The organism is Rhizobium sp. RAF56, assembly GCF_052113965.1.
Classification (GTDB): Bacteria; Pseudomonadota; Alphaproteobacteria; order Rhizobiales; family Rhizobiaceae; genus Rhizobium.
The window spans coordinates 318212-344529 of record NZ_JBFRDU010000001.1; the positions used below are offsets into that span (position 1 = coordinate 318212).

General features: G+C 62.1%; 23 protein-coding genes. 9 read left to right on the plus strand and 14 right to left on the minus strand.

All coding sequences use genetic code 11. The annotated features are described in order from the left end of the window. Together moaC and AB4048_RS01450 are read left to right on the plus strand one after the other, a co-directional pair. A complete protein-coding gene (gene moaC, locus AB4048_RS01445; protein WP_442200119.1) occupies positions 1–501 on the plus strand; it encodes a cyclic pyranopterin monophosphate synthase MoaC in 501 nt (166 codons plus the stop codon). Then, entirely contained in the window at positions 498–1715 is a 1218-nt protein-coding gene (locus AB4048_RS01450) for a molybdopterin molybdotransferase MoeA (RefSeq protein ID WP_442200120.1), read from the plus strand. The genes moaC and AB4048_RS01450 overlap by 4 nt, the downstream gene beginning before the upstream one ends. Positions 1716–1751: 36 nt before the next feature. Here AB4048_RS01450 and gnd read toward each other — a convergent pair whose 3' ends face one another. Then, positions 1752–2780, minus strand: a complete 1029-nt coding sequence (gene gnd / locus AB4048_RS01455; protein ID WP_442200121.1) for a phosphogluconate dehydrogenase (NAD(+)-dependent, decarboxylating) — start codon at positions 2778–2780, stop codon at positions 1752–1754. A gap of 384 nt (positions 2781–3164) precedes the next feature. On the opposite strand from gnd, the gene AB4048_RS01460 reads away from it, so the two are divergent. The 4 genes from AB4048_RS01460 (at position 3165) to AB4048_RS01475 (ending at position 7508) form a co-directional block, all read left to right on the plus strand. Next, positions 3165–3986 (plus strand): alpha/beta fold hydrolase, encoded by an 822-nt coding sequence (locus AB4048_RS01460; protein WP_442200122.1) that lies wholly within the window; start codon positions 3165–3167, stop codon positions 3984–3986. A gap of 248 nt (positions 3987–4234) precedes the next feature. Further along, positions 4235–4951, plus strand: coding sequence for a dicarboxylate transporter/tellurite-resistance protein TehA (locus AB4048_RS01465; protein ID WP_442200123.1), 717 nt, complete (start codon positions 4235–4237; stop codon positions 4949–4951). Beyond that, on the plus strand, positions 4939–5226 hold the full coding sequence (locus AB4048_RS01470; protein WP_442200124.1) for a potassium-tellurite ethidium and proflavin transporter: 288 nt from the start codon (positions 4939–4941) through the stop codon (positions 5224–5226). The genes AB4048_RS01465 and AB4048_RS01470 overlap by 13 nt, the downstream gene beginning before the upstream one ends. A gap of 428 nt (positions 5227–5654) precedes the next feature. After that, on the plus strand, positions 5655–7508 hold the full coding sequence (locus AB4048_RS01475) for a tetratricopeptide repeat protein (protein WP_442200125.1): 1854 nt from the start codon (positions 5655–5657) through the stop codon (positions 7506–7508). A 12-nt stretch (positions 7509–7520) separates the two neighbouring features. Here AB4048_RS01475 and AB4048_RS01480 read toward each other — a convergent pair whose 3' ends face one another. The 7 genes from AB4048_RS01480 to AB4048_RS01510 all read right to left on the minus strand — a co-directional run bounded on the left by AB4048_RS01480 (position 7521) and on the right by AB4048_RS01510 (position 15429). Continuing rightward, positions 7521–9374, minus strand: coding sequence for a CHASE2 domain-containing protein (locus AB4048_RS01480; RefSeq protein WP_442200126.1), 1854 nt, complete (start codon positions 9372–9374; stop codon positions 7521–7523). 65 nt (positions 9375–9439) lie between these two features. Then, a complete protein-coding gene (locus AB4048_RS01485; RefSeq protein ID WP_442200216.1) occupies positions 9440–9970 on the minus strand; it encodes a FecR domain-containing protein in 531 nt (176 codons plus the stop codon). Between the two features lie 145 nt (positions 9971–10115). Next, positions 10116–11165: a HoxN/HupN/NixA family nickel/cobalt transporter gene (locus AB4048_RS01490; protein WP_442200127.1), complete on the minus strand. Its 1050-nt coding sequence runs from the start codon at positions 11163–11165 to the stop codon at positions 10116–10118. Between the two features lie 151 nt (positions 11166–11316). Then, positions 11317–12945 carry a CTP synthase gene (locus AB4048_RS01495; RefSeq protein WP_442200128.1) on the minus strand — a complete coding sequence of 543 codons (1629 nt, stop codon included), beginning with the start codon at positions 12943–12945 and terminating at the stop codon, positions 11317–11319. A gap of 141 nt (positions 12946–13086) precedes the next feature. Beyond that, positions 13087–13530, minus strand: a complete 444-nt coding sequence (gene secG / locus AB4048_RS01500) for a preprotein translocase subunit SecG (RefSeq protein ID WP_442200129.1) — start codon at positions 13528–13530, stop codon at positions 13087–13089. A gap of 118 nt (positions 13531–13648) precedes the next feature. Beyond that, a complete protein-coding gene (gene tpiA, locus AB4048_RS01505) occupies positions 13649–14419 on the minus strand; it encodes a triose-phosphate isomerase (RefSeq protein WP_442200130.1) in 771 nt (256 codons plus the stop codon). Positions 14420–14538: 119 nt separating this feature from the next. After that, entirely contained in the window at positions 14539–15429 is an 891-nt protein-coding gene (locus AB4048_RS01510; protein WP_442200131.1) for an alpha/beta fold hydrolase, read from the minus strand. Positions 15430–15645: 216 nt separating this feature from the next. Here AB4048_RS01510 and parE point away from each other — a divergent pair, with 216 nt between their 5' ends. Both parE and AB4048_RS01520 read left to right on the plus strand, forming a co-directional pair. Then, the gene (gene parE / locus AB4048_RS01515; RefSeq protein WP_442200132.1) at positions 15646–17712 is read left to right on the plus strand and encodes a DNA topoisomerase IV subunit B; all 2067 of its coding nucleotides are present in this window, start codon (positions 15646–15648) and stop codon (positions 17710–17712) included. A gap of 121 nt (positions 17713–17833) precedes the next feature. Further along, positions 17834–19015: an AI-2E family transporter gene (locus AB4048_RS01520; protein ID WP_442200133.1), complete on the plus strand. Its 1182-nt coding sequence runs from the start codon at positions 17834–17836 to the stop codon at positions 19013–19015. 117 nt (positions 19016–19132) lie between these two features. Here the strand turns inward: AB4048_RS01520 and AB4048_RS01525 are convergent, their stop codons facing one another. The 4 genes from AB4048_RS01525 to AB4048_RS01540 all read right to left on the minus strand — a co-directional run bounded on the left by AB4048_RS01525 (position 19133) and on the right by AB4048_RS01540 (position 22121). Continuing rightward, complete coding sequence (locus AB4048_RS01525; RefSeq protein ID WP_442200134.1) at positions 19133–19588, minus strand: GNAT family N-acetyltransferase; 456 nt, start codon at positions 19586–19588, stop codon at positions 19133–19135. A 92-nt stretch (positions 19589–19680) separates the two neighbouring features. After that, positions 19681–20796, minus strand: coding sequence for a DUF2336 domain-containing protein (locus AB4048_RS01530; protein WP_442200135.1), 1116 nt, complete (start codon positions 20794–20796; stop codon positions 19681–19683). 126 nt (positions 20797–20922) lie between these two features. Then, on the minus strand, positions 20923–21534 hold the full coding sequence (locus tag AB4048_RS01535; protein ID WP_442200136.1) for a flavin reductase family protein: 612 nt from the start codon (positions 21532–21534) through the stop codon (positions 20923–20925). Positions 21535–21539: 5 nt separating this feature from the next. Then, positions 21540–22121, minus strand: coding sequence for a nitroreductase family protein (locus AB4048_RS01540; RefSeq protein ID WP_442200137.1), 582 nt, complete (start codon positions 22119–22121; stop codon positions 21540–21542). 109 nt (positions 22122–22230) lie between these two features. On the opposite strand from AB4048_RS01540, the gene AB4048_RS01545 reads away from it, so the two are divergent. After that, positions 22231–23331, plus strand: a complete 1101-nt coding sequence (locus tag AB4048_RS01545; RefSeq protein ID WP_442200138.1) for a hypothetical protein — start codon at positions 22231–22233, stop codon at positions 23329–23331. A 28-nt stretch (positions 23332–23359) separates the two neighbouring features. On the opposite strand, the gene AB4048_RS01550 is transcribed toward AB4048_RS01545, so the two are convergent. Then, positions 23360–24193 carry a lysophospholipid acyltransferase family protein gene (locus AB4048_RS01550; protein ID WP_442200139.1) on the minus strand — a complete coding sequence of 278 codons (834 nt, stop codon included), beginning with the start codon at positions 24191–24193 and terminating at the stop codon, positions 23360–23362. A gap of 110 nt (positions 24194–24303) precedes the next feature. After that, positions 24304–26289 (minus strand): threonine--tRNA ligase, encoded by a 1986-nt coding sequence (gene thrS, locus AB4048_RS01555; RefSeq protein WP_442200140.1) that lies wholly within the window; start codon positions 26287–26289, stop codon positions 24304–24306. Positions 26290–26318 lie beyond the last annotated feature (29 nt).

Consider the following 26318-nt stretch of genomic DNA (forward strand, 5'->3'; position numbering starts at 1 on the left):
ATGAGCGGCGACCGCCCGACCCTCACCCATATCGGCGCCACCGGCGAGGCGCATATGGTCGACGTCGGCGGCAAGAGCGAGACGGCGCGTAGCGCCACGGCCGAAGGCTACGTGAAAATGAATAGGGCAACCCTTCACCTGATCCGGGAAGGGAATGCCAAGAAGGGTGACGTCATCGGTACCGCCCGCCTAGCCGGCATCATGGCTGCCAAGCAAACCGCAAACCTCATTCCACTCTGCCACCCGCTTATGCTGACGAAAGTCGGCGTTGATATCGTCGAGGACGAGACGTTGCCCGGGCTACGCGTGACGGCCACCGCGAAACTCACCGGCCGAACCGGCGTCGAAATGGAGGCTTTGACGGCGGTTTCGGTTACCTGCCTTACCATCTACGACATGGCCAAGGCTGCGGATCGCGAGATGGAGATCGGCGGCATCCGGCTTGTCGAGAAGTCGGGCGGCAGATCGGGCGACTACCGCCGCGCAGAGGGCGGACAATGAACCTCCTTCCGGTCGCAGAGGCGCAGGACCGGCTGTTCGGCAAGGCTCAACATATAGCAAGCACCGAAACCGTGCCGCTTGCCGAAGCCGACGGCCGCGTGCTTGCGGAAGACTTGTGCGCACGTCTAACGCAGCCGCAGTTCGATGCCTCCGCGATGGATGGCTATGCCCTCAGACAAGAGGATGCTCCCGAACCCGGCGCCATCCTGAAAGTCATCGGCACGTCGGCTGCCGGCCGCGCCTTCGGGGGCAGCGTCGGCAAGGGACAAGCCGTTCGGATCTTCACGGGCGCGCCGGTACCTGACGGTGCCGACAGCGTGCTCCTGCAGGAGGATGCGGAAAAGCTCTCGGATGGCACGATATGCAGCACCTTCCGCGTGCGCCCCAGCCAGCATGTCCGTCCGCGTGGCCAGGATTTCGCTCTTGGTGAACCCGTGCTGCCGGCCGGAACCGTCATGGATTTTTCCAGGCTGACGGTCGCCGCGGGCATGAACTACGAAACGCTCAAGGTCTACCGCCGCCCGCGCGTGGCAATCCTTGCGACCGGCGACGAGTTGGTGGCGCCGGGCCGCGAGCCCGGGCCGGCGCAGATCGTCGCTTCGAATACCTTCGGCATCGCGGCGCTAGCCCGCGGGGCCGGCGCTGAGGTCCTCGATCTCGGGATCGTCCCAGACGACAGGGCTGCGATCACTGCATCAGTCGAACACGCGCGTACCGCCGGTGCCGACGTTCTTGTCACGCTCGGTGGCGCTTCGGTCGGTGATCACGATCTCGTCCAGGCGACGCTTGTCGCCGCTGGCATGACGCTTGATTTCTGGCGGATCGCCATGCGGCCGGGCAAGCCGCTGATGGTTGGAACGCTCTCAGACATGCATGTGCTGGGTCTGCCCGGCAATCCGGTCTCCAGCCTGGTCTGCGGCCTTCTTTTCCTGGAACCGCTCGTGCGCAAGCTCGCCGGCCTGCCGCCATCGCGGCGGGAGGCGACGGCGCTAGCGGCGGTTGCGCTGAAGCCAAACGAGCAGCGTCAGGACTATGTCCGCGCGCGGCTCACGCAGTCGGCGGCCGGCGAATGGCTCGCCGAACCCTTCGGCAAGCAGGATTCCTCGATGATGAAGACTTTCGCGCGTTCCGACTGCCTCATCGTTCGTCCACCGCACGCGCCGGAATTGCCTGCTGGGGCGCCCTGTCCCATCCTCCTGCTCAGGCAGGTTTAGCGGCGCGGTAACCGCGCCACCATTCGCGACGATCGTCTACTTTGCGGTCGGCTTTTCCGCATGCCCGCCGAAGCCTGCGCGCATGGCGGAAAGCAGCTTGTTTGCGAAGTCGTCGTTGCCGCGCGAACTGAACCGCCCATAGAGCGCGGCACTCAGCACCGGTGTCGGAACGCCCTCATCGATGGCGGCGGAGATGGTCCAGCGTCCTTCCCCCGAATCCGAAACCCGGCCGGCATACTGCACAAGTTCCGCATCGCCGTGCAGCGCGTCGGCGGTCAGATCCAGCAGCCAGGAGGTGATGACGCTACCGCGCCTCCATACTTCGGCAACCTCGGCGACGTTGAAGTCGTACTGGTAGAACTCCGGATAGGTGAGCGGCGCGGTCTCGGCGTCGGCTTCCGCCTTCACCTTCCCGATATTGGCATGATGGAGAATGTTCAGCCCCTCGGCATAGGCAGCCATCAATCCGTATTCGATGCCGTTGTGAACCATCTTGACGAAATGGCCGGCGCCGTGCGGTCCGCAATGCAGAAAACCTTGCTCGGCGGTGCTTGTCCCGGCGCTCGCCGCGGTTCGCAGCGGAGAAGCCGCGACCCCGCTGTTGCCCGGTGCCAGCGTGGCGAAGATGGGCGACAAGTGCTCGACCGTCTCCTTCTCCCCTCCGATCATCAGGCAGTAGCCGCGCTCGAGGCCGAAGATCCCGCCGCTCGTGCCGACATCGACATAGTGGATGCCCTTCGACTTGAGTTCCCCTGCCCGGCGCATGTCGTCATGGTAGAAGGAGTTGCCGCCGTCGATGACGATATCGCCTTCGCTGAGCAACGGTGTCAGCTGCGCGAGTTCCTGGTCCACGATCGCTGCCGGTAGCATCAACCAAATGGCGCGCGGCCGCTGGAGCTTCGAGACGAAATCCACAAGCGAACCGCTGCCCTCCGCCCCCATGCGCTGCAATCCCGCAACGCTCTCGGGGCGCGCGTCAAACACGACGCATTCGTGCCCGTGTTTCAGCAGGCGTTGGACCATGTTGCTACCCATGCGGCCAAGACCGATCATTCCAATTTGCATCTTGAAATCTCCAGGCAAGAGTTCCGTAGAGGAATTCTCCAAATTTGGGAAAGTCGGCGTTTACGCCGCCAGCGACACTCAAGCTAAGCTTCGGCGCCAACGCAAGCAAGCCAAGCTTGCATCATAAACCTGTCATATATGGCGCTTAGCCCTACATCTCGTCACGCGACTCTCGCCCCAAACAGGGATGGACGCATCGCGAAAATTCTGTACCTCTAAAGTAGTCATGGAAACATCGGCAAGATTTCTGTGATGCTCATGCAGGAACGCCGCCGAGAAATCTCAATCAGAAGAGCTGGCGCCTCGCCGCTCCAACATCCGACAATTGCAATCATCAATTACTTGCGAGATCCAACTCTAATCCTCGACGAAAAGGAACTGGGCATGCCAACAATCACGACGAAGGACGGTGCGCAAATCTTCTACAAGGACTGGGGCGATGGCCAACCGGTCGTCTTCAGCCATGGCTGGCCGCTCAACGCCGACGCCTGGGACGAACAGCTCTTCTTCCTTGCCGAGCAAGGCTACCGCACCGTCGCGCATGACAGGCGTGGCCACGGCCGTTCCTCCCAGACGTGGAGCGGCAACGATATGGATACCTACGCGGACGATCTCGGCGCCGTTATCGAGGCGCTCGGTCTCAGGGATGTCATCCTTGTCGGCCACTCCACGGGCGGCGGCGAAGTCACCCGCTATATCGGGCGCCATGGCACCAGCCGCGTGGCGAAGGTCGTACTCGTCGGGGCCATTCCGCCGCTGATGCTGAAGACGGAAGCAAACCCGGGCGGCCTGCCGCGTTCCGTCTTCGACGGCATTCGCTCCGGCGTGCTGTCGGACCGCTCGCAGTTCTACAAGGATCTGAGCCTGCCCTTCTACGGTGGCAATCGCGAGGGTTCCAAGCTCAGCCAGGGCCTGCGTGACCAGTTCTGGCTGCAAAGCATGCAAGTGGGCATCAAGGGCGCGCACGACTGCGTCGCGGTCTTTTCCGAAACGGATCTGACGGAAGACCTGAAGAAGTTCGACGTGCCGACGCTGTTTATCCACGGCGACGACGATCAGATCGTGCCTATCGACGCTGCCGCCAAGATAGCGTCGAAAATCGTCAAGGACGCCACGTTGAAGATCTATCCCGGCGGCGCCCATGGCCTGACCGCCACGGAAAAAGACAAGTTCAACGCCGATCTGCTCGCTTTCATCAAGGGCTGACAGGCAAGGCCGGCGGCCCTGACGGACGCCGGCCATATTGAAGCCGTCGAAGTGGACGGTTCGAGACACCACAAGTCCCGCCGAGGCGTTTGCAGTTTGCCGGCGTCTGGCTGACAGCCGCGGCTGGCACCATCGTCGAAAATATCCGCGCCGCGGCCGTCTACTGCCCTCGAAGCTTGACGCAAAAGGGGGCAATACGTCGTCAATCCCCTTCTTCCGCGTTTGACCGCACCCAGTAGAGGTCCGCCATGTCGTCAATCAGGCTCCCCCTCGTGCCGGCTTCGTTCTTCGGCATGGTTCTCGGACTATCCGGTCTTGGCACCTGCTGGCGGCTCGCTGCAGGCGTGTGGCACGTGCCCGGCGCCGTTGGCGAGGTGATCATCGTCGTCGCCGCCATCGTCTGGGCGCTGCTCGTGGTGCTCTATGCGATGAAGTGGCTCCTTGTTCGCGAGGAGGTCCTCAAAGAGGCGGCCCACCCGGTTCAGTGCTGCTTCATCGGGCTTGTCGGCGTCGCCACGATGCTCGTGTCGATTGGCCTCCTGCCCTATGTGCACCTTCCGGCGGAGATCCTGTTCGCCGCAGGCTCGCTCTACACGCTGATCTTTGCGGTGTGGCGCATGGGCGGGCTGTGGCAGGGCGGGCGGCAGGACACGACGAATACGCCGGTACTCTATCTGCCGGCGGTCGCGGGCACTTTCGTCACGGCGGCGGGCTTGGGAGCGCTCAACTATGCGGATTGGGGGCAATATTTCTTCGGCGCCGGCCTCTTTACCTGGCTGGCAATCGAATCGGTGCTGCTCCACCGCTTTTTCAACGCTGCCCCCATGGCGCCCGCCATGCGCCCAACGCTTGGCGTTCAGCTTGCCCCGCCGGCCGTCGGCGCGGTGGCCTATCTCGGCGTCACCCAGGGACCGCCCGATATTTTCGCGCACGCGCTCATCGGTTATGGCTGTTGCAGGCGCTGATCCTCCTGCGCCTCATACGCTGGATCGCGGAAGAAGGGTTCACGCCGGGCTACTGGGCCTTCACCTTCGGTGCGACGGCACTTGCAGCCGCGCCGCTGCGGCTGATTGCGCGTGGCGATAGTGGCGTGATCGTCCTGCTTGCGCCCGTGCTTTTCGCGGCCGCGAACATCGTTGTCGGTCTCGTCGCGTTCGGAACGGTGAAGTTGCTCGTCACTGGCAAATTGCCAGTGAGCTTCGCTCAACTTGGCGACCGCAAAGTCGACGCTGAACGTTAAAACCACCCTCGTAGGCGATTCGCCGACTGCTGAACCGATGGTTCCGCGTAGGCTGCCGTTAACCCGAATATCCATAGCAATTGGGGGTATGCAATTCTCCGGTCTACCCCATCGGAGAATTATCTTTCCGCTTGGATCGCTCCAAATTATGCCGCAAGCGCTGTGGAGTAGTAGGAGCCGATGCATGGATAAGGCAGCATATCCATGGCATTTCGGAAGATACGGGTTAGCAAACATGGCAGCTTTCCCCTCATTTCTTCCAAAATGGCTAATCAGAATAGCCAACTCGCCTCAAACCATAATCAGTGGTATCAGCCCCGGCTTACAAAATAGGGCGTCGTGGTGCGAAGATGGAACGATATGCACGACATTTGGGTGATGACAGCGTAAATTACGGTGCGAGACCGCAGCAGGAATTTGGAGGGCACTTGGAACGCCGTCTGACAGCAATTCTTGCTGCCGACATCGTGGGCTACAGCCGCCTCATGGGCTTGGACGAGGCCGGGACAGTTGCCGCGGTTCGACTTCACCGCACGGAACTGATCGACACCGCCATAGCGGCGCACCGCGGCCGGATCGTCAAGAACACCGGCGACGGGCTGCTGGCCGAATTTCAGAGTGTCGTGAACGCGGTCGCATGCGCGGCCGAAATCCAGCGCGGTATGCTTGCCCGCAACAAACAAGTGCCGGCCGAGCGCCGGATCGAAATGCGCATCGGCGTCAACCTCGGCGATGTCATCGTCGAGGACGGTGACATCTTTGGCGATGGCGTGAACGTCGCCGCCCGCCTGGAAGGCATGGCCGATCCGGGTGGCATCGCGATTTCGTCCTCCGTGCGCGATCACATCGGCGCCCGCCTCGACCTGAACTTCGAGGACAAGGGCGAGCACTATCTGAAAAACATCGCGCAGAGCATCCACGTCTATGCGATTTCCTTCGGTGCTACGACACCCCTCAGACTCGTTCAGCGCGGCAACCCGAAACGGTTGATTGCCGTTCTGCCCTTCACCAACATGAGCGACGAACCGGGACAGGAGTATTTTTCCGACGGCATTACCGAAGACCTCATCACCGATCTTTCCAAGATCTCCGGCCTGCATGTCGTCGCCCGCAACACCGTCTTTACCTACAAGGGCAAGTCCGTGAAGGTGAAGCAGGTGGCGCAGGAACTCGGCGTTCAATACGTGCTGGAGGGCAGCGTCCGCAAGGCCGCCACGCGCGTGCGCATCACCGGCCAGCTGATCGATGCGAGGACAGGCGAGCACCTCTGGGCCGATCGCTTCGACCGCGATATGACTGACATCTTCGCGATCCAGGACGAGATCACGCATGCCATCGTCGATCAGCTGAAGGTCAAGCTGCTGCCGCAGGAGCGCAAGGCTATCAAGAACGAGCCGACGGCCAACGTGGAGGCCTATACCTACTACCTGCGCGGCCGCCAGTTCTCGCATGCCTGGACGCGGTACTATCTGCTGATGGCGCGCCGCATGTTCACGAAGGCAGTCGAATTGGATCCTGGCTACGCACGCGCCTATGCCGGTATAGCTGACTGCGATTCGGCGCTGAGGGACTGGTATTCGAGGGAATTCTCGCTCGACTGCATCATGGAGATGAGCGCGAAGGCGTTGGAACTCGACCCCGATCTTGCCGAGGCTCACGCATCGCGTGGTCTTGCTCTTCACCAGAGCGGCAGGAACGACGAAGCCATCGCCGCTTTCACCAAGGCGCTGGCGCTCGATCCGAACCTCTACGAGGCGAATTTCCACTATGCGCGCTTCCTATTCATGCATGGGAATTTCGAGGAAGCCGTCTACTACTTCACGCATGCAGCGGACATCAGGACCGACGACTATCTCTCGCCGATCCACCTGATGAGCGCCTTCCGCTCGCTCAACCAACCGGACGAGCGCGAACATTGGGCCAAGCTCGGGGTCGAACGGGCGCAACGCGCGCTTGATCTCAATCCGGATAATTCCGGGCCAGCGCATCGCGGCGCGCTGGCGCTTGCGCACATGGGCGATGAGGCAGGCGCGCGCGAGTGGGCGGCACGCGCGTTGGCGATCGATCCCGACGATATCGTGGCGCAGTACAACATCGCCTGCGTCTACGCGTTGCTGGGTGAACTCGATGCGTCGATCGATCTGTTGGAGCGACTGCTGCCCAACAGCTCGACCTATCAGGTGCTGTGGTTCAAGAACGATTCGGACCTCGATTCGCTGCGGAGCCTGCCGCGGTTCCAGAGACTGCTCCAGGCGATCGCGGAAGAGGTGGCGACGGCTTGAACCGCCGCCGCCTCATGCCCGCCACAACCAGACCAACATCGAACCCTCGCGTCCGCGAAGCCGCGTTTCGACCGGCCCGCGGAGCTGGCCCCTCTCATGAACCTCACTGCCGTGGCCAGCGGCGCGCAGGAGTTCGTCGCTAACAGCAACGTCGGCCTTGTGGCGCGCGGCGACTTCCATCAGGCGGCTTGCGACGTTGACGGTGTCGCCGGTCGCGCTGATCTGCTGATGACTGCCCTCGCCGAGCCGCGACGCGACCACCGTGCCGAAATGCGCACCGATCTTGAAGCCGATGCGGGCAGCAGTCACCGACGGCAGCGTTTCGCGCCAGGACCGCATACGCGTGGTCAGCTTCAGACAACAACGAATGGCGTTGTCGCTGTCTCCGGCGGACGGCTGCGGCAGACCAAACAGCAGCATCGCGCCATCGCCCATGAAGCTGGTGATCGCGCCGCCATGCGCCGTCACCTCCTCGTCGACCAGTTCATAGAATCCGCTGAGCAGTTCCCGTACGGCCGCTGGACCGATCGTCTCGCTGAGACCGGTAAATCCGTTGAGATCGATGAAGACGACGGCTGCGTCCTGGCGCACCGGGATCGCCAGGAAATCCGGATCTCGGGCCAGAAACTCCGAAAGCCCGGGCGCCTCGATGCGCTGCAGAAGCTCGCTTTGCCGCTCAAAATGCGTCGCGCGGCGCCGCCCGAGCAGCAGTTGCGCGGCACCGAAGAGCAAGGCCGGCGGAGCAGCGGCGGCGATCGGCAGCGCCGCCGATAGCCAGACGCCATGCGTGAACGCAACGACGTTGACGGCAAGCCACACGGCAATCACCGCAAAGACCGCGACGAGCCCAGCGACGCTGCGGCGCCACGCCAGCAACCCGACGAGGATCGCCGGGAGCGCCACGGCGAAAGCGAGATCGATCCACCGCGTCGTCGTATTCCGCATAAGGCCGTCGCCTGCCATGAGATGGGTTATCGCCGTCGCGATGACTTCAACGCCGGGCAGCACCGGATCGAACGGCGTCGGAAAGACGTCGCCACCGCCGGTGACGGTTGCCCCGATCACCACCACATGATCCTTGATCCTGTCGGCCGGCAGGTTTCCCTTCAGCGCACCTGCCGCACTCACCACGGAAATGCTGCCTCGCGGTCCGTAGAAGGAGAGTGGCAGCAGATAGCCGATGTCGGTCGGTATCCTGCGGCCGCCGATGACGACGGCTCCGGGCTCGATACCGGGCTCGGCCGCCGTCGCCGCCGCCGCGACGCTTAAGGGGAAGGACGGCTCCAGCCGCGCGCCGCTGCGAAAGAGCATCGGTGCAAAGCGCGGCGTGCCGGCCTTGTCGGTCTCGACATTGACGACGCCGATCGCGGCAACGTCGGTAAAGCGCCGCTGCGGCAACAGCAGTTCGCGCGCATTCGGAAGGCTGCTCATTGGATCGCCGCCTGCTGCTGACAGCTCCTGCAGGCTTTCGGGAAAGACAGCGGCGGCTGCGATCACGCTGCGCCCGAGGCGCAGCGCGTCGGCCAGCGCCTGGTCACCCGCTTCAGGCCCTCGATCGACCAGCAGCAGGTCGAGGGCGAGCGCCTTTGGCCTTAGCTTCGCCACGGTATCTACGATCGACGCGAGTGCCGCGCGCGGCAGCGGATAGCCTCCGGCCTCATCTACTGTGGCATCGTCGATGGCGACGATAGTGACGATATCGGGCGGACGGCGCGGGCCACGAAGCACGGTTCTGAAATTCGCAAGCGTTGCCTCCGCACCGTCGATCGCCGGGAAGCGGCCGCTCAGATGCATCACGCCGAGGGCAGCACCCCAGGCCGCGGCGAGCATGACGGCGATCAATGTCTGGCGCGATGGTCGCCGCATGGCTCCTCGAGAGCAATTCCGGAAAAGTGCGAAGCGGTTTTCTGTCCGGCAAAACCGGAATTGGTCTATTGGCCGAGGCGCGCCATGAGGGCGGCGACGCGGGGTGCGCCCCACACCTTCACGACGAGCGGAGCCGACCCGCTCTCGACATCGACGCCCTGCCCCGGCCCCAGTGTCACCGCAGCCTGGCCTGCCGGCCGGCGAACGGACACACTGCCACGAAGGACAAGAACCGACGTCTTGCCGCTTCCGGTGTCGACCGCCCAACGCGTGCCGCGCACGGCCGCGATCGCTTGCGGGGTCGCCACCTGGAAGCCGCCCTCCACTCGCGCGCTGTCGACATCGAGAAGAATGGCTTTGCTATCCAGTTTCGCGCCGTCGACACGGCCGTCGCCGTTGCGGTCGATCAACTGGAAACGTGCGCCGCGTTCGGCGGTGACACTGACGCCACGGTCGCAGCGCAGCGTCTGCAGCGCCATGCCGCTGACGGGCTGCAACGTGCATCCGCCCGCCGCTTGCGCCCGCGCCGCCTGCGGGACGGCCGCAGACAGGGAGAGTGTGAGCATCACGGCGATTGCAGTGCCGGCCTGGTGCATGATCATCCCCTCCATTGGCGGTGGCACGTCCGCCACATTAGAGCGGCGCAAAGAATTCGCTCCGCCGCGCTAGTTTTTTGATTTGGCGCGTATCTTGTCTGAAAACCGCTTCGGGGTTCCCGGAGTGCGCTTTTTCGATGATGCTTTAGGAACTGCTTATCTGCAAGCGGTCATAGCCCTTGAGCCTGTAGAGCGCCATCGAGACAAGCCAGCCGCCGAGAAAGATGCCAACCACGGCGAAACCGAAATTCGCCAGATTATCGTTGAGCGCCGCCACCGCGTCCCAGAGACCACCGTCGAGGCCCATCTTGTCGGAGACAAGCGCCAAGGCCTCGATGCTGCCGATGAAGAGGGCAACCGCGACGGAGGTTGCCGTGATCGTCAGATTGTACCAAAGCTTGCGGACGGGTTTGACGAAGGCCCAGCCATAGGCGCCGGTCATCAAGACGCTGTCCAGCGTATCCATCAGAGACATGCCGGCGGTAAACAGCGCCGGAAAGATCAGGATCGTCCAGAACGACATCCCGTGCGCAGCCTGGGTGGCGGAGATGCCGAGCAGTCCGATTTCCGTGGCGGTGTCGAACCCGAGCCCGAACAGAAACCCGATGGGATACATGTGCCACGAACGCGTCACCACGCGGAACATCGGTCGGAAGATGCGCGCCAGTACGCCACCTCCCCCGAGCAATCCGTCGAGATCTTCTTCCAGGATGCGCTCACCGCGTCGCGCTCTTCCGAACGCGCCCCAAACGCCGCGCAACACGAAAAGATTGGCGACGCCGATCGACAAAAGAAATACCGCCGAAATCGTGGTGCCGACGACGCTGCCGATAGGATGAAACGCCTCGAAACGGTTCTGCATGGCGGCTGCTGTCGCGGCGATCGCTATCGAGGCCAGAACGACGATGGAGGAATGCCCAAGCGAGAAGAAAAAGCCGACGGCAAACGGGGATTTCCGCTCCTGCATCAGCTTGCGAACCACGTTGTCGATCGCGGCGATATGGTCGACATCGAAGGCGTGCCTAAGCCCGAACATATAGGCGAGGAAAGCAGTCCCGAGCAGCGCCGGGCGATCCGCGAACGCCACCCACGCCCAACTCCACGCGGCAACGTTGAATGCAATCAGCATGGCCAGCACAAAACCCGCCTTGGCTCTCGCGCTTTCGGCCCGATCGTCAAACGGATTCAGAATCATACCGCTACCCCTCGCTCTTCGCGAGAGAGACATTGCCACCGTCCGCCGACGATGACGACCGGCAAATAGCGTAGGTGGCGACTTTCAGGATGTAAGTCTCGATAAAAAAACCCGGCCTGAGCCGGGTTCTTCGATCATATGAAGCGTGGTCTCAGACCAGACGGCTCTGCTCGGTCGCCGCTTCGATGAAGCTTGCAAACAGCGGATGCGGATCGAGCGGACGCGACTTCAGCTCGGGGTGATACTGAACGCCGATGAACCAGGGATGGTCCGCATACTCGACGGTTTCGGGCAGTACGCCGTCCGGCGACATGCCGGAGAATACAAGACCGCAGTTCTCCAGCCGGTCCTTGTAGTCGACGTTGACTTCGTAGCGGTGGCGGTGGCGCTCGGAGATATCGGTCGAGCCGTAGATCTCGGAGATCTTCGTGCCCTTCTTGAGGGATGCCTTGTAGGCGCCGAGGCGCATGGTGCCGCCGAGATCGCCCGCGGCGTTGCGCTTCTGCAGCTCGTTGCCCTTGACCCATTCCGTCATCAAGCCGACGACCGGCTCCTTGGTCGGGCCGAACTCGGTCGAGGACGCATTCTCGACACCGGCAAGGCTGCGTGCCGCTTCGATGACGGCCATTTGCATGCCGAAGCAGATGCCGAAATACGGCACCTTGCGCTCACGCGCGAAGCGCGCTGCGTGAATCTTGCCTTCCGCGCCGCGCTCGCCGAAGCCGCCGGGCACGAGGATGCCATGCACCTTTTCGAGATACGGAGCCGGATCTTCCTTCTCGAAGATTTCCGACTCGATCCATTCGAGATGAACCTTGACGCGGTTGGCGATGCCGCCGTGGTGCAGCGCCTCGATCAGCGACTTGTAGGCGTCCTTGAGGCCGGTGTACTTGCCGACGATCGCGATCGTCACTTCGCCTTCCGGCGTGCGGATGCGGTTGCAAACGTCTTCCCATGCGTCGAGGCGCGGCTTCGGCGCCGGCTCGATCCCGAAGGCGGCGAGCACTTCGCTGTCGAGGCCTTCCTTGTGGTAGGCCATCGGCACATCGTAAATGTTCGCCACATCGAGCGCCTGGATGACGGCCGACGCACGGACGTTGCAGAAGAGCGAGAGCTTGCGGCGCTCCGCTTCCGGAATTTCGCGGTCTGCGCGAACCAGGAGAATGTCGGGGTGGATGCCCAGCGCCTGCAATTCCTTGACGGAATGCTGCGTGGGCTTGGTCTTCAGCTCACCCGCAGCCGGGATGTAGGGCATCAGCGTCAGATGGACGTAGATCGCGGTGCCGCGCGGCAGGTCGTTGCCGAGCTGACGGATCGCTTCCATGAAGGGCATCGCCTCGATGTCGCCGACCGTGCCGCCGATTTCGCAGATGACGAAATCGTAGTCGTCATTGCCCTCGGTCACGAAATCCTTGATCTCGTTGGTGACGTGCGGAATGACCTGGACGGTGGCGCCGAGATAGTCGCCGCGCCGTTCCTTATCGATGATGTTCTTGTAGATGCGGCCGGTGGTGATGTTGTCGGTCTTGGTTGCCGAGCGACCGGTAAACCGCTCGTAGTGGCCGAGATCGAGATCGGTTTCCGCGCCGTCGTCGGTGACGAACACCTCGCCGTGCTGGGTCGGGCTCATGGTGCCCGGATCCACGTTCAGATAGGGATCGAGTTTGCGTAGCCTCACCCGGTAACCACGGGCCTGTAGCAACGCTCCGAGAGCCGCGGCCGCAATTCCCTTGCCTAGAGAGGAAACCACGCCGCCGGTGATGAAGACATATCGCGCCATGGGAGTCACCGGATACCTTTTCACGAACGATTCCGCCAGCCCTAAAATTCCTTCACGGAAATCAGGATGCCAAGCGGAAAGTTGGACAAAAGAAAACCGGCAGGTCGATGGACCTGCCGGAAGCTTAAATGCGCGACCGTCTTACTGACCGGTCGGAACGCCTGTTTGGCCTTGCGCAGGCGCTGCCGGAGCAGCCTGACCTGCAGCGGGCGCCTGCGGTACGGCCGCGCCGCCTGCGGCCGGCACCTGTGCCGCGGGAGCCTGACCTGCTGCCGGCTGTGCGCCGTTCTTGTTCAGCGAGTCGAGAATGCCGTTGCCCTGACCTGCGGTCGCCGGAATCCGGTCGAGAATATCGGTCGGACGGCCCTGATAGCGTGTCAGGATGCCGAGGCTGATCGACGTCAGGAAGAACAGTGCCGCGAGGATCGCGGTCGTGCGGGTCAGCGCATTGGCCGTACCGCGCGCGGACATAAAGCCCGAACCGCCGCCGATACCAAGACCACCGCCCTCGGAGCGCTGGATGAGCACGACGCCGACCAGCGCAATCACGATCATGAGATGAATGACAATCAAAACGGTCTGCATGGGTCCAGTCCTGCCCGCAAATCACGGGCATAAAAAATAGAAGCTGGCGGCTCTTTACATGAGGCGCACGCCTATTCCAAGTCCCTTTTGAACAACGAAACAGGTTGAGCGCGAGACCTCAGGCCAGAAGCTCGCCATACGCGCCATACATGGCGAGGAAGTCCGCGGCTTTCAAGCTTGCGCCGCCGACCAGAAGACCGTCGACGTTGTCCACAGCGATCAGGACACGCGCGTTGCCGGGATTGGCCGATCCGCCATAAAGCAGGCGTATCCCCTTGGCTTCCTCGCCGAAGCGCTCGGCAAGCGTCGACCGGATGAAGTCATGCGCTTCGGCCACGTCGGCAAGCGTCGGCGTCAGCCCGGTGCCGATCGCCCAGACTGGCTCGTAGGCGATGACGGTCGATTTTGCCGTCGCGTTTTCCGGGACTGACGCTCCTAGCTGCCGCTTCAATACTTCCAGCGTCTCGCCCGCCTTGCGCTCCGCTTCGGTCTCGCCGATGCAGATGACGGCGATCAGATCGGCGGCATAGGCCGCTTCCGCCTTGGCGCGGATGAGGTCGTCGCTTTCGTCGTGATCCCTGCGGCGCTCCGAATGGCCGACGATGACGTGGGTGCCGAAGCAGTCGGCAATCATCTCGGCGGAGATATCGCCCGTGTGGGCACCGCTGGCCTTCTGATGGCAATCCTGCGCGCCGATCGCAAGCGGGCTGTCGTCGCAAAGCGCGGTCGCGACGTAGAGAAGCGACACGGGCGGGCACAAAAGCACGTCCAGCTTCTCCGACAGCGACGTCTTTACGCCGTCGCCAATCGCCTTGATCTGATCCAGGGAGGCCCTGGTGCCGTTCATCTTCCAGTTCCCCGCCAAAAGCGGCCGCCGTTTCGATGTCATGGTAATCCCTCGCTCCCCTCGTCGATCTCCCGCACTAGCAAATAGGCGGCTGCTTGGATAGCTGCCGCTTCCACCTCAAGATGTACAAATCGTCGCAACATGTACAAATCGTTTGAAAGTCAGGCGCGCTGTTCGATGATCCAGTTCAGCACCTTGCGCCAGTCTGTCATGCGCACCGGCGTGCCGTGGGAACCCGTTGCAAACAGCGTGAAGCGCGCAGGATAGCCGCTCTTGAAGAGCTTCTCGAAGAATGCCTGCTGGTTGACGGCGGGATAGACCGGATCGTTGCCGCCATGGGTGAACCAGATCGGCAGCTTGGCGGCATAAAATGGGCTCTTGAGGAATTCCGGGTCGGTCGCGCCGCCGATGATCACCATGCCGCCGAGCCGCTTGACGCTTTCGGGATCGCGGGCGATCGCCCAGCAGATAAAGCTGCCCATCGAGGCACAGGATAAAACCACCGGCCTTCCCCCCGACTGTTCGTAGGCATGCGCGACGAGCGCCGCGACATCGGCGGTACCCGCGTCGTCGAAGCTTTTGACGCTCGGTGCATAATAGGTGCCGCCATTATCGACGGCGAGATTCTTCAGGCGGTTGAAGTTGCCGCCGAACCTGTAGTCGTCCGACCCCAGCCTACGGTCGCCGCCACGGCCGTGAACGAATATGACCGTGAAGGCCTGCCCCGTTTGCGGTCCCACCCTGGTGACATCGACCTTGCGCCCGCCGAGCATCAGGGTCTCGTCCTTCTGGTTCCATCGCACGCCGAGGGAGAGATAGGCCCGCTTGGCGCGTTTTTCAGGGATCTCGTCGCGTCCGTTGAGGTCGCGCGCCTTCTGGTAGTCAATGGTCTCGAATGCGCCGCCGTCATGGCTCTCGAGTACTGGCTGGCTGGAGAATAGCTCATCCTTGAAGGGCTTCAGCGCCTCCGCGGAGGCGTCCGAGGCAACCGCGAACGGCATAAAGGCCACAATTGCGGCTAAGATCGTCAAATGAATTGTGGACATTCGCATCCAGACGGCTCCCTTGCGACCCCAGCGGGCTTGCCATCAAGCGCCCGGCAACGCAAACCTTTTCTCGAACCACCAACCCGCAAAATGGCGCGTCGCGCGGACGCACGATTTCTGGCAAAATCGGTCGATTCGCAAAGCTGACGGCAAATACGGTGATTTTGAGGATCATCCGGCGAGGCCGGGTGCATACCCACCAAGGATATTTGAAGAACTTCCATGGACGATAGCAACGATCTCTTTTCCGGAGTGCCGCTCACCGCCAAGCCGGAAGCCACGCAGAAGGCCGCCGCCCCGGCCGAGAAGGCAGCTGCATCGGCGTCGCGCGCGATACCGCAATCGCCGGCCGCGTCCTCGTCGGACGGATATGACGCTTCGGCCATCCGGGTGCTCGAAGGACTGGAACCGGTGCGCATGCGCCCCGGCATGTATATCGGCGGCACGGACGAGAAGGCGCTGCATCACCTCTTCGCCGAAGTCATCGACAACTCGATGGACGAAGCCGTTGCCGGTCACGCCAACTTCATCGAAGTCTATCTCGACCTGGAAGGTTATCTGACCGTCACCGACAACGGTCGTGGCATTCCCGTCGAGCTCCATCCCCAGGTGCCCGGCAAGTCGACGCTCGAGGTCATCATGACCAAGCTGCACGCCGGCGGCAAATTCGACGGCAAGGCTTACGAGACGTCAGGCGGTTTGCACGGCGTCGGCGTGTCGGTCGTGAATGCGCTCTCCGACGATTTGATCGTTGAAGTCGCCCGCAACCGCAAACTCTATCGCCAGCGTTTTTCACGCGGCATCCCTCAAGGCGGGTTGGAAGAATTAGGCGATGTGCAGAACCGTCGCGGCACGCGCGTGCGCTTCCATCCCGATCCGCAGATCTTCGGCGACCACGCGCGCTTTGACCCGGCCCGCGTTTTCCGCATGGCCCGTTCCAAGGCTTACCTCTTCGGCGGCGTGGAAATCCGCTGGGGTTGCGATCCTGCCCTCGTGGAGGGGTTGGATACGCCCGAAAAGGCGGTGTTTCACTTTCCCGGCGGCCTGAAGGACTACCTTCAGGCAACGATGGGCAAGGAGTTCACGGTCACGCGCGAGATCTTCGCCGGCAAGACCGAAAAGACAAGCGGTCACGGCTCGCTCGAATGGGCCATCACCTGGTATGGCGGCGATCCGCAGATCCACTCCTATTGCAACACCATCCCGACGCCCGAGGGCGGCACGCACGAGGCGGGCCTGCGGCTTGCGTTGATCAAGGGCTTGAAGAACTACGCCGATCTGACGCAGAACAAGCGCGCGGCACAGATCACCACCGACGACGTGATGATTTCCGCGGTCGGCATGCTGTCGGTCTTCATCCGCGAGCCGGAATTCGTCGGCCAGACCAAAGACAGGCTGGCGACGGTCGAGGCGCAGCGCCTGGTCGAAAACGTGCTGCGCGATCCCTTCGACCACTACCTCGCCGACAACCCGAACGAGGCGGCAAAACTGCTGGACTGGGTGATCGAGCGTGCGGAAGAGCGCCTGCGCCGCCGCAAGGAAAAGGAAGTCAGCCGTAAGACCGCCGTGCGCAAACTGCGCCTGCCCGGCAAGCTTGCCGACTGCGCGCAGAACACCGCCGAGGGCGCGGAGATCTTCATCGTCGAAGGTGACTCGGCCGGTGGCTCGGCCAAGCAGGCGCGCAACCGCGCCAACCAGGCGATCCTGCCCTTGCGCGGCAAGATCCTCAACGTTGCCAGCGCCGGCCGCGAAAAGCTGGGCGCCAACCAGCAGATCGCCGATCTCATCCAGGCGCTCGGCTGCGGAACACGAACGAAATACCGCGAGGAGGACCTGCGCTACGAGCGTGTGGTCGTGATGACCGATGCCGACGTCGACGGCGCACACATCGCCTCGCTTCTCATCACCTTCTTCTATCAGGAAATGCCGGAACTCATCCGCGGGGGCCATCTCTTCCTTGCCGTGCCGCCGCTATACAAGCTCACGCAAGGGGCGAAATCCGCCTATGCCCGGGACGATGTCCACCGGCAGGAACTGATGGAGACCGAGTTCAAGGGCAAGGGCAAGATCGAGGTCAGCCGCTTCAAGGGCCTCGGCGAAATGCTGCCCGCCCAGCTGAAGGAAACGACGATGGACCCGGCTAAGCGAACGCTTTTGCAGGTGCATATCGACGACGTGGATTTCGAGGGTACGCGCGACGCCGTCGACAACCTGATGGGCACCAAGGCGGACGCCCGCTTCCGCTTCATTCAGGAACGCGCCGCCTTCGCCGAGAACCTCGATATCTGAGGCGACGCCCTCGCCGTCCCGCGCCATGCCCGCATTCGGAAGCGCATTTGCGCTACGCCCCTTGAATCGGCCCTGATCATGGCGGATAACCGATCCATCTGGCGTGTGGGGCAATTTTTCGGTGGGTATGTTCGAAGCTCAAAAACCAAGGGAATCTCGATGGCTGGGGCCGGCCTCGCCTGCGCGTATCGCGCTGATCCCCTCCATATCCGCCGCCCGCTGGCTGCTGATCCTGATCGCCGCAGCCGGCATCTATTTCTTCTATGGCTTCCTGGTGCCGGTGCTGGCGGCACTCGTCATCGGCTTTGCGACCTGGCCGCTCTATAGCGACCTCTTGAGGCGCGTCGGCGGCCGGCGGACGATCGCCGCGACGATTGCCATCATCATGATCATCGCCTTTCTCGTGCTGCCGATCGCGCTTGCTGTCACCTATACGGCAGGCGAGGTCAGGGAATGGTTCGCCTGGGCGGTGCACGCCAATCGCTTCGGTGCGCCGACCCCGGAATGGATCCAGGTCCTTCCCGTCGTCGGCGGCTGGCTCGACGAGCAGTGGAGCCTATTTATCGGCAGCCCCGGCTCGTTGGGCGAACTGGCGCAGGTGGTGAGCGGTGCCAATATCGGCAATATCTATCGTGCCGTCCTCGCCGCCGGCGGCGGCGCTTTTCATGTGCTGCTCACCCTGCTTTTCATGCTGATCGCGCTGTTCTTCGTCTACCGCGACGGGACGACCTTCGCGCGCCAGGTCGATCTTCTCGGCGAGCGCATCCTGCCGAGCCGCTGGGAGCGCATTTCGCGTGTCGTGCCGGCGACGATCAGTTCGACGGTCATGGGCATGACGGTGATCGCCATCGGTGAAGGCATCGTGCTTGGTGTCGCCTATTGGATCGCCGGCGTCCCCTCGGCCGTCACACTCGGCGTGCTGACCGGCCTGATGGCGCTGGTTCCGGGCGGTGCTCCGCTGTCCTTCAGCCTTGTCTCGATCTATCTGATTGCCAGCGGTTCGCACTTTGCCGGCATCGCGCTCTTTACCTGGGGCACCGTGGAGCTCTTCATCGTCGACAAGACGCTTCGCCCGAAACTCGTCGGCGGGCCGATCAAGCTGCCGTTCCTGCCGACATTTTTCGGTCTGATCGGCGGCGTCAAGACGATGGGTTTTCTCGGCCTGTTCATCGGCCCGGTACTGATGGCCATCATCGTCGCGATCTGGCGCGAATGGATCCGGGAAGCAGAACTCGCCGAAGAACTGGATCGACGCGAACCAGAGCTTGCACTCCACGTCGCGACGGATGCCTCGGAAGGCTAGCGCAGATCTGCTTTTCTTTGAATCGCAGATCCGCTCTATCTTTTTGTTTTCACGCAATTCCGGACGGAAAACCGCTTCACACTTTTCCTGGAACTGCTCTGACCGGCGAGCGCGGCCTTAAAGAGTCTTTTCCATGAAGATGCTTAGCGGATCGGGCTGATAGCTGCCGAAGGCTGGGATAACGATATAGCCGAAAGCGCGGTAGAGCCCGATCGCTTCCGGCTGGTAGATGCCGGTCTCGAGCCGCAAGGCCGTCAGTTGCTTTTCCCGTGCCGATGCTTCGAGCGTTTCCATCAATCGGCGGGCGACCCTTTGACCCCGCGCGCCGGGATCGACAAACATACGCTTGATTTCCGCCGATCCGTCGCCGGCATCCACCAGCGCGCAGCATCCAACGATCTCGCCGTTGAGGCGAGCGACCCAGAAACTCACCGAGGGCGTTTCCAGGGAGCTGAGATCGAGCATGTGATTGCTTTCCGCCGGATAAAGCGAGGCGGCATAGGCGTCCGACATTTCCAGAAGGCGCATCACTCCGTCCTGGCGGGGCGTTTCAAGCGTTATGGTAACCGGCACCGGCATTTCCCTGAAATCAAATAGCTACTGCGAATTCAGAGGATTCCATGGCGGTCACGGCTTATCAAGCCCTGAAGGATAGGTTTGGCGAACTAAGCTGCTGCCATTGCCGCAAAGCCTCGCGCCGTCTGGCGCTGTTCGGCCACATGCAGCCGCTCGACCATCGCGAGCAGTTCCCTGGCCGCATCCGAGGCGCTTTTCGTCCGCGCAAAACTCTTGAGCAGTCCCAGCGAAACCGTGGACGCAGTGGTCGAGGCGTTCCGCCACAGGGTCGTCGCTTCGACGAAGATGACGGAAATATCCCTCTTCAAACCCATTGATTCGTATAGAGCCCGCAGAGCGTGCCTCCGCCCGGTGGCGAGGATCGAACGCACCCGGCGCTCGTCGCAACCCGAGAGGTTGACGACCGCACCGGCGAAGAAGTCGATCCGGCCGGAGCAGAGCGCATGCATCAGGAACGCCGGCGTCAAGCGTTGCGCGAGGCGCAGATGCTCCACCAAGCCAGGGATATCGTCATGCGGGACGGCGCCCGCGATGGTGACGGCGGCCGCCTCTTTCGCTTCCCGGGTCACTCGCTCCAGTCCTCGCTCGCCAATGGTGGCGCGCGCCAACGGCAACTCCAAGAGCGCATCGCTCACCTGCTGCACCAGCACGTGACGCGCATCGGCCGGCAGGCTTGCGCGTTCGGCCAACCGATTGCGAACCTCGGCCAGATGCCCGAGGCGCTCGGCTATGCGTTTCAACGAGGGTCGGGAAATCGAAGCGCCGCCGTTATCGAGGAGACAAAGAATGCTTTCGAACTCGCCTACTTCCGCAAGCGCTGCCGCGACGATGCGAGAGACCTCCCCACGCGAGGCGATCAGAAGGCGCGTGAGTTCGCTGCCGCGCGCCGTCAGGTCGACCAGATCCGCCTCAGTCAGGACAGGAGACGCTATGATCACCTGCCCAGCTATCTCGGGCTGATCTTGAGCCAGCGAAAGAATGATGTTGCGCGGCGCGGCCTGCGAATGCGCCAGCGCTTCTGAGAGCGCCATGCGGACCTTCGGCGACGGATCGTCCAGCAGGTGGAGCATGGCCATACCGGCCGCGGTCCGTTCCTTGGCGGGCATGGCAGATTGCAGATAGGACCGACCTAGTGCGCTGGCCGCACGCGCCCGGTCTCCAGCCTTGGCGGTTTCCGCCCAGCGAAGAAATGCCTCAACGATCACTTTTTTGCCCCAATCCCAACAGGGCAAAGCTCGCCCCGTTAACCTATTGGGATTAGATTATCGGCAAATAGTTTACGATTGGTTCACCACGTTCGTTAACTGCGACCGCATTGCGGCGACGGGATGTCAAAGTGGGGGCCGCCTGGGCCGAAGCATTTCGAACACGTCACTTGCCTCGCTGTAGTCCATATAGCCCATGCGCGCGACAGGTCGGGCAAGCGCCATGTCGAGCCGTCCGTCCCTGATGATCGACTCGTCGATGTGGATGCCGACGACTTCGCCGAATATCACGAAGTTTTCCGCTGGCTCACCGGAAAGCGTCTTCGGTTCATGAACTTCGGTCACGCGGCATTCGAGGACTGCGAAGGCCTCGCCGACATAGGGCGCATCCACAAGTCGGCCCGGCACGGCCGTCAGACCCGCCAACGTAAACTCGTCCGTCGCATAAGGTACGGCTGCGGACGATGCGTTCATCTGTTCGACTAGGTTGCGGCTGACGAAGTTAGTGGTGAAAACGCCGGTCTCCTCGACGTTGCGCAGGCTATCCTTGCGTCCGCTCGAGGAAAACATGACGAGCTTCGGCCGGTCGCCGATGGCATTGAAAAAGGAATAGGGCGAGAGGTTCAGTGAACCATCCCTGCCCTTGCTGCCGATCCAACCGATCGGCCGAGGTGCTACGATCGCCTTGAAGGGGTCGTGCGCAAGTCCGTGCTGATTGGCATCCGTCGGATAGAACATGGCGGCTACTCGCCTCCAACCCAGGTCACCGTCTCCGCCAGTTCCGGCCGCGGCCGCTCGATGGGTGGAAAGTCGCTGGAGCCTATGTGAATGAAGCCGGCTACTTTTTCTCCCGGCTGCACGCCAAGCAGCGGATAGGCACGCTCGTCGTAGGCATACCACTCCGTCAGCCAGTTCGAGACATAGCCATGGGCATTGGCCGACATCAGCATATTGAGGCAAAGAGCGCCCGCCGACATCAACTGCTCCCATTCCGGGATCTTGAAGTGGGGTCCAGCCTTGCTGACTACGGCGACCACGACGGGTGCTCGGGTGAAGCGGCTGCGCTCGACGCCGATCATCTCCTCGGAAAGGTCGGGCTTCGCGGCGATCGCAAGCTTCAATAGCTCTTCGCCGATACGCACGCGTTCTTCGCCACGATAGACGATGAAACGCCACGGCGCGATCTTGCCATGGTCAGGCACGCGCGAAGCCAATCGCAGGATTTCCTCGACCTCCGCCCTCGGAGGGCCGGGCTCGGACATCTGAAACGCGGGAATGGAGCGCCGGATCGCCAGATAGTCGATCAGCTTAATATCGGATTTCATCGAATGATTGCCTCATTTTGGTATGTGCAAGGACGAGTGGTCTTGAATTTGCCATGGCATTGGTCTTGAAGTGGCCTCTGTTACTCAGGAAGTCAATCGGTCGCTATTCATGTCAGGCATTCCGCTCCTAGCCCAGCTTCGCTTGGCCATTGCAATCGTCGCATGCGTTGCGACAGGCGCGTCCGCTCAGGATGCCTTCAAGGAATTCAAGCAGCTCGACAACACCTCCAAGAAAATGCCGAAGCTCAATGCGTTTCTGGCGCCGGGCGCGGCCAAGAACGCCGCGGCGCTGCGTGACGTTGCACTGCAGGCCAAGCTGACAGCGGATGGCGCGCCGGTGCAGCAGGGCCTGCACTGGTATGTCTTCAGCCCGATCTCCGGCGCCGACGGCAAGCTGCCGCTCGTGGCAAGCTCGGAAGGCGGATCGGCCGCGTTTCAGCTCGCGCCGGGCGACTATTTCGTCAACGTCTCCTTCGGTCGCGCGGGCGTCACCAAAAAGCTCAGCGTCCCTACGACGGGCGAGACGCAAAAACAGGTCATGGTGCTGGATGCCGGCGGCATGGTGCTCAATGCCGTCTCCGGGTCCGACGTCCGCATCCCGCCGGAAGAGCTCAGCTTCTCCGTCTATTCCAACGACGTGAAGGAGGACGGCGAACGCGGGCTGGTGATGGAAGAGGTCAAGCCGAATACGCTTCTCGGCCTCAGCGCCGGCACCTATCACATCGTTTCCGAATATGGCGATATCAATGCCGTTATCCGCGCCGATATCCAGGTCGAGGCCGGAAAGGTCACCGAGGCGACGATCCAGCACAAGGCTGCGAAGATCATCTTCAAACTGGTCGCCGAAACTGGAAGCGAGGCGATCGCCGATACCGCCTGGTCGATCCTCACTTCGGCCGGCGATATCGTCGGCGAAAGCCTGAGCGCGTTTCCGACCATGGTTCTCGCGGAGGGCCGATACACTGCGGTCGCCCGGAACAAAGACAAGATCTACCAACGCGACTTTACCGTACACGCCGGCAAGAACACCGATATCGAAGTGCTGATGAAGGCTCAGCAGCCGCAGGAAGTGCCCGAGCCGGAGGACCAACCGGTCGCCCAGCAAGTGCCGGAACAAGTGCCGCAGAACAAAGCCCAGCCGCCTGTCGCCGTGCAGCCGACGCAGGAAGAGCAGCAGATGCCCACGAGCGACGATAGCAGCATGGATTGATGCCCGACGCGTGTCGAATGGCGATGCGTCAGGCCGGACGTCTGCGAAACTGTCGCCTGGGTGGGGCCATGGAGAATACGGCGCTGTAGAGCCTCGACAGCAAATCCTTGCGATCGGCGCCGCCGCTTAAGGCTTCCCAACTGATGACATTGCCGATGTGCGAGGTGATCGTGCTGCCGGAGAGCCTTCGGAATTCACGGATCAGCAGCGATATGCGCAGCGTCATCGAGAGTTTGCTGGCGAGATGGAAAAGCCGGCCGTTCTGGCCCTCGAAATAGACCGGAATAACGCTCGCCTTGGCGGCCTGGATGAGCTTGGCCGGGAATATCTTCCACGGCAGGTCCTCGGCGCGGCCGAAGCCTTTCCTGGCGGTGGCGACGCCACCGGCGGGAAAGACGATGATGGTCACGCCTTCCTTCAACAACCGTACCGCCTCATGCCGCGTCTGCATGTTGATCGCCATCGCCTCCTTGGTTTCCTCGAAGGAGACCGGGAGCGAATAGTCGGCCATTTCAGGCACTTTCAGGAGTTCGTTGTTGATGAGCACCTTGAAGGGGCGACCGAGTTGCTCGGCAAGCGCCAGCACCGCGATGCCGTCGCCGATGCCGAAGGGATGGTTCGCGACGATGACGATCGGTGCGTCCGGCATCTCGCGCGGCGGCCATTCGCCGCGCACGTCCATGCGAACATCGATCAGGTCGAGCATCTTGCCGAACACCCGCTCGCTCTTGCCGACGATGTCGCTGCGCCAGATGTCATAGAGGCGCGCATAGCGATCGCGGCCGGACAGACCTTCGATCGAGCGGATCAGCCAGCGCTTGATGCGCGGGTCGCGTTCATTGGCGTAGGTGAATTCTTTCAATGGAAATCTACGTCGGACCCCGACCGCTCCTCAACCGTCAACGCGCTATATTACAAGTCTGTGACAATTATCTGACGGCGCGTGGCGCCGTCAGTCTTGTTATCAGGGTTTTAAGCGGCTTTCGCCTGCTTGGCTTCGTTCTTGCGGCGAATATCCGGAGGCGTTGCTTCCAGCGCCAGCGCGGCGATCGCCTCATCCAGCGACATCGGCGTTTGCGCCTGAGAGCCAAGACGGCGAATATTCACCGAGCGCTCTTCCGCTTCCTTCTTGCCGCAAACGATGATCACCGGAACCTTCGTGACCGAATGTTCGCGGATCTTGTAGTTGATCTTCTCGTTGCGGAAATCGGTTTCGACATTGAGGCCGGCCTCGCGCAGCGCCTCGGCCACTTCCAAGCCGTAAACGTCCGCTTCGGAGGTGATCGTCGCCACGACCACCTGCTGCGGCGAAATCCACAGCGGCAGATGCCCGGCGAAGTTCTCGATCAGGATGCCGAGGAAGCGTTCCATCGAGCCGCAGATGGCGCGGTGGATCATCACCGGCTGCGTCTTTTCAGAGTGCTGGTCGATGTAGAAGGCACCGAAGCGTTCCGGCAGGTTGAAATCGACCTGCGTGGTGCCGCACTGCCATTCGCGCCCGATGGCGTCCTTCAGCGTGTATTCGAACTTCGGACCGTAAAACGCGCCCTCGCCCGGCAGAATCCCGGTCTTGATGTTGTTCGACTGCTGCTGGATCGTCTCCAGCACCTCGGTCATAACGCTTTCGGCACGATCCCAGAGATCGTCCGAGCCGACGCGCTTGTCGGGGCGCGTCGAGAGCTTGATGGTGATCTCATCGAAGCCGAAATCCTTGTAGACGGACAGGATCAGGTCATTGATTTTCAAGCATTCGGCAGCCATCTGCTCGTCGGTGCAGAAGATATGGGCGTCGTCCTGCGTGAAGCCGCGCACGCGCATCAGCCCATGCAAAGCGCCCGATGGTTCGTAGCGATGGACGGTTCCAAATTCCGCAAGGCGGATAGGCAGTTCGCGGTAAGACTTCAGACCGTGCTTGAAGATCTGCACATGGCCGGGGCAGTTCATCGGCTTCAATGCGAAGACGCGGTCGTCATCGGTCTCGTCGCCAGCGACGGTGACCTTGAACATATTGTCGCGATACCAGCCCCAGTGGCCTGAGGTTTCCCACAGCGACTTATCGAGCACCTGCGGCGCATTGACTTCCTGGTAGTCGGCCGCGAGCCGGCGGCGCATATAGGAGACCAGCGTCTGGAACATCCGCCAGCCCTTGCCATGCCAGAAGACGACGCCGGGGCCCTCCTCCTGGAAGTGGAAGAGATCCATTTCGCGGCCCAAGCGGCGGTGATCGCGCTTCTCGGCTTCGGCCAGCACATGCAGGTAGTTGTCGAGCTCTGCCTGCTCGGCAAAGGCCGTACCGTAAATGCGGGTCAGCATCGGATTGTTGGAATCGCCGCGCCAATAGGCGCCCGCGACCTTCATCAGTTTAAACGCGGTGCCGATCTGGCCGGTGGAGGCCATATGCGGGCCACGGCAGAGATCGAACCAGTCGCCCTGGTAGTAGATCTTCAGGTCCTGCCCTTCGGGGATAGCGTCAACCAGCTCGACCTTGTAGCTCTCGCCTTTTGCGGCAAATACTTCTTTGGCCTTCTCGCGCGACCAGACCTCTTTGGTGAACGCTTTGTTGCGCTGGATGATCTCGCGCATCCTCTTTTCGATGACCGGCAGATCATCCGGCGTGAACGGCTCGTTCTTGGCAAAATCGTAGTAAAAGCCGTTCTCGATGACCGGGCCGATCGTCACCTGCGTACCCGGCCACAGTTCCTGCACCGCTTCGGCCATCACATGCGCCGCGTCATGCCGGATCAGTTCCAGTGCGCGGGCATCGCTACGCGTGACGATCTCGATCGCGCCGGTCTTCACCGGGTCGGAGAGATCGCGGACGACCCCATCGATCGCAATCGCGACGGCCTTCTTGGCCAACGACTTGGAAATGGATTCGGCGACATCGCGCCCGGTCGTGCCGGCCGCAAAGCCACGCACGGAACCATCGGGAAATGTGAGGGAAACGGCTTCGGACATCGAATTCTCCTTGTCCAGTCCCGCCAACG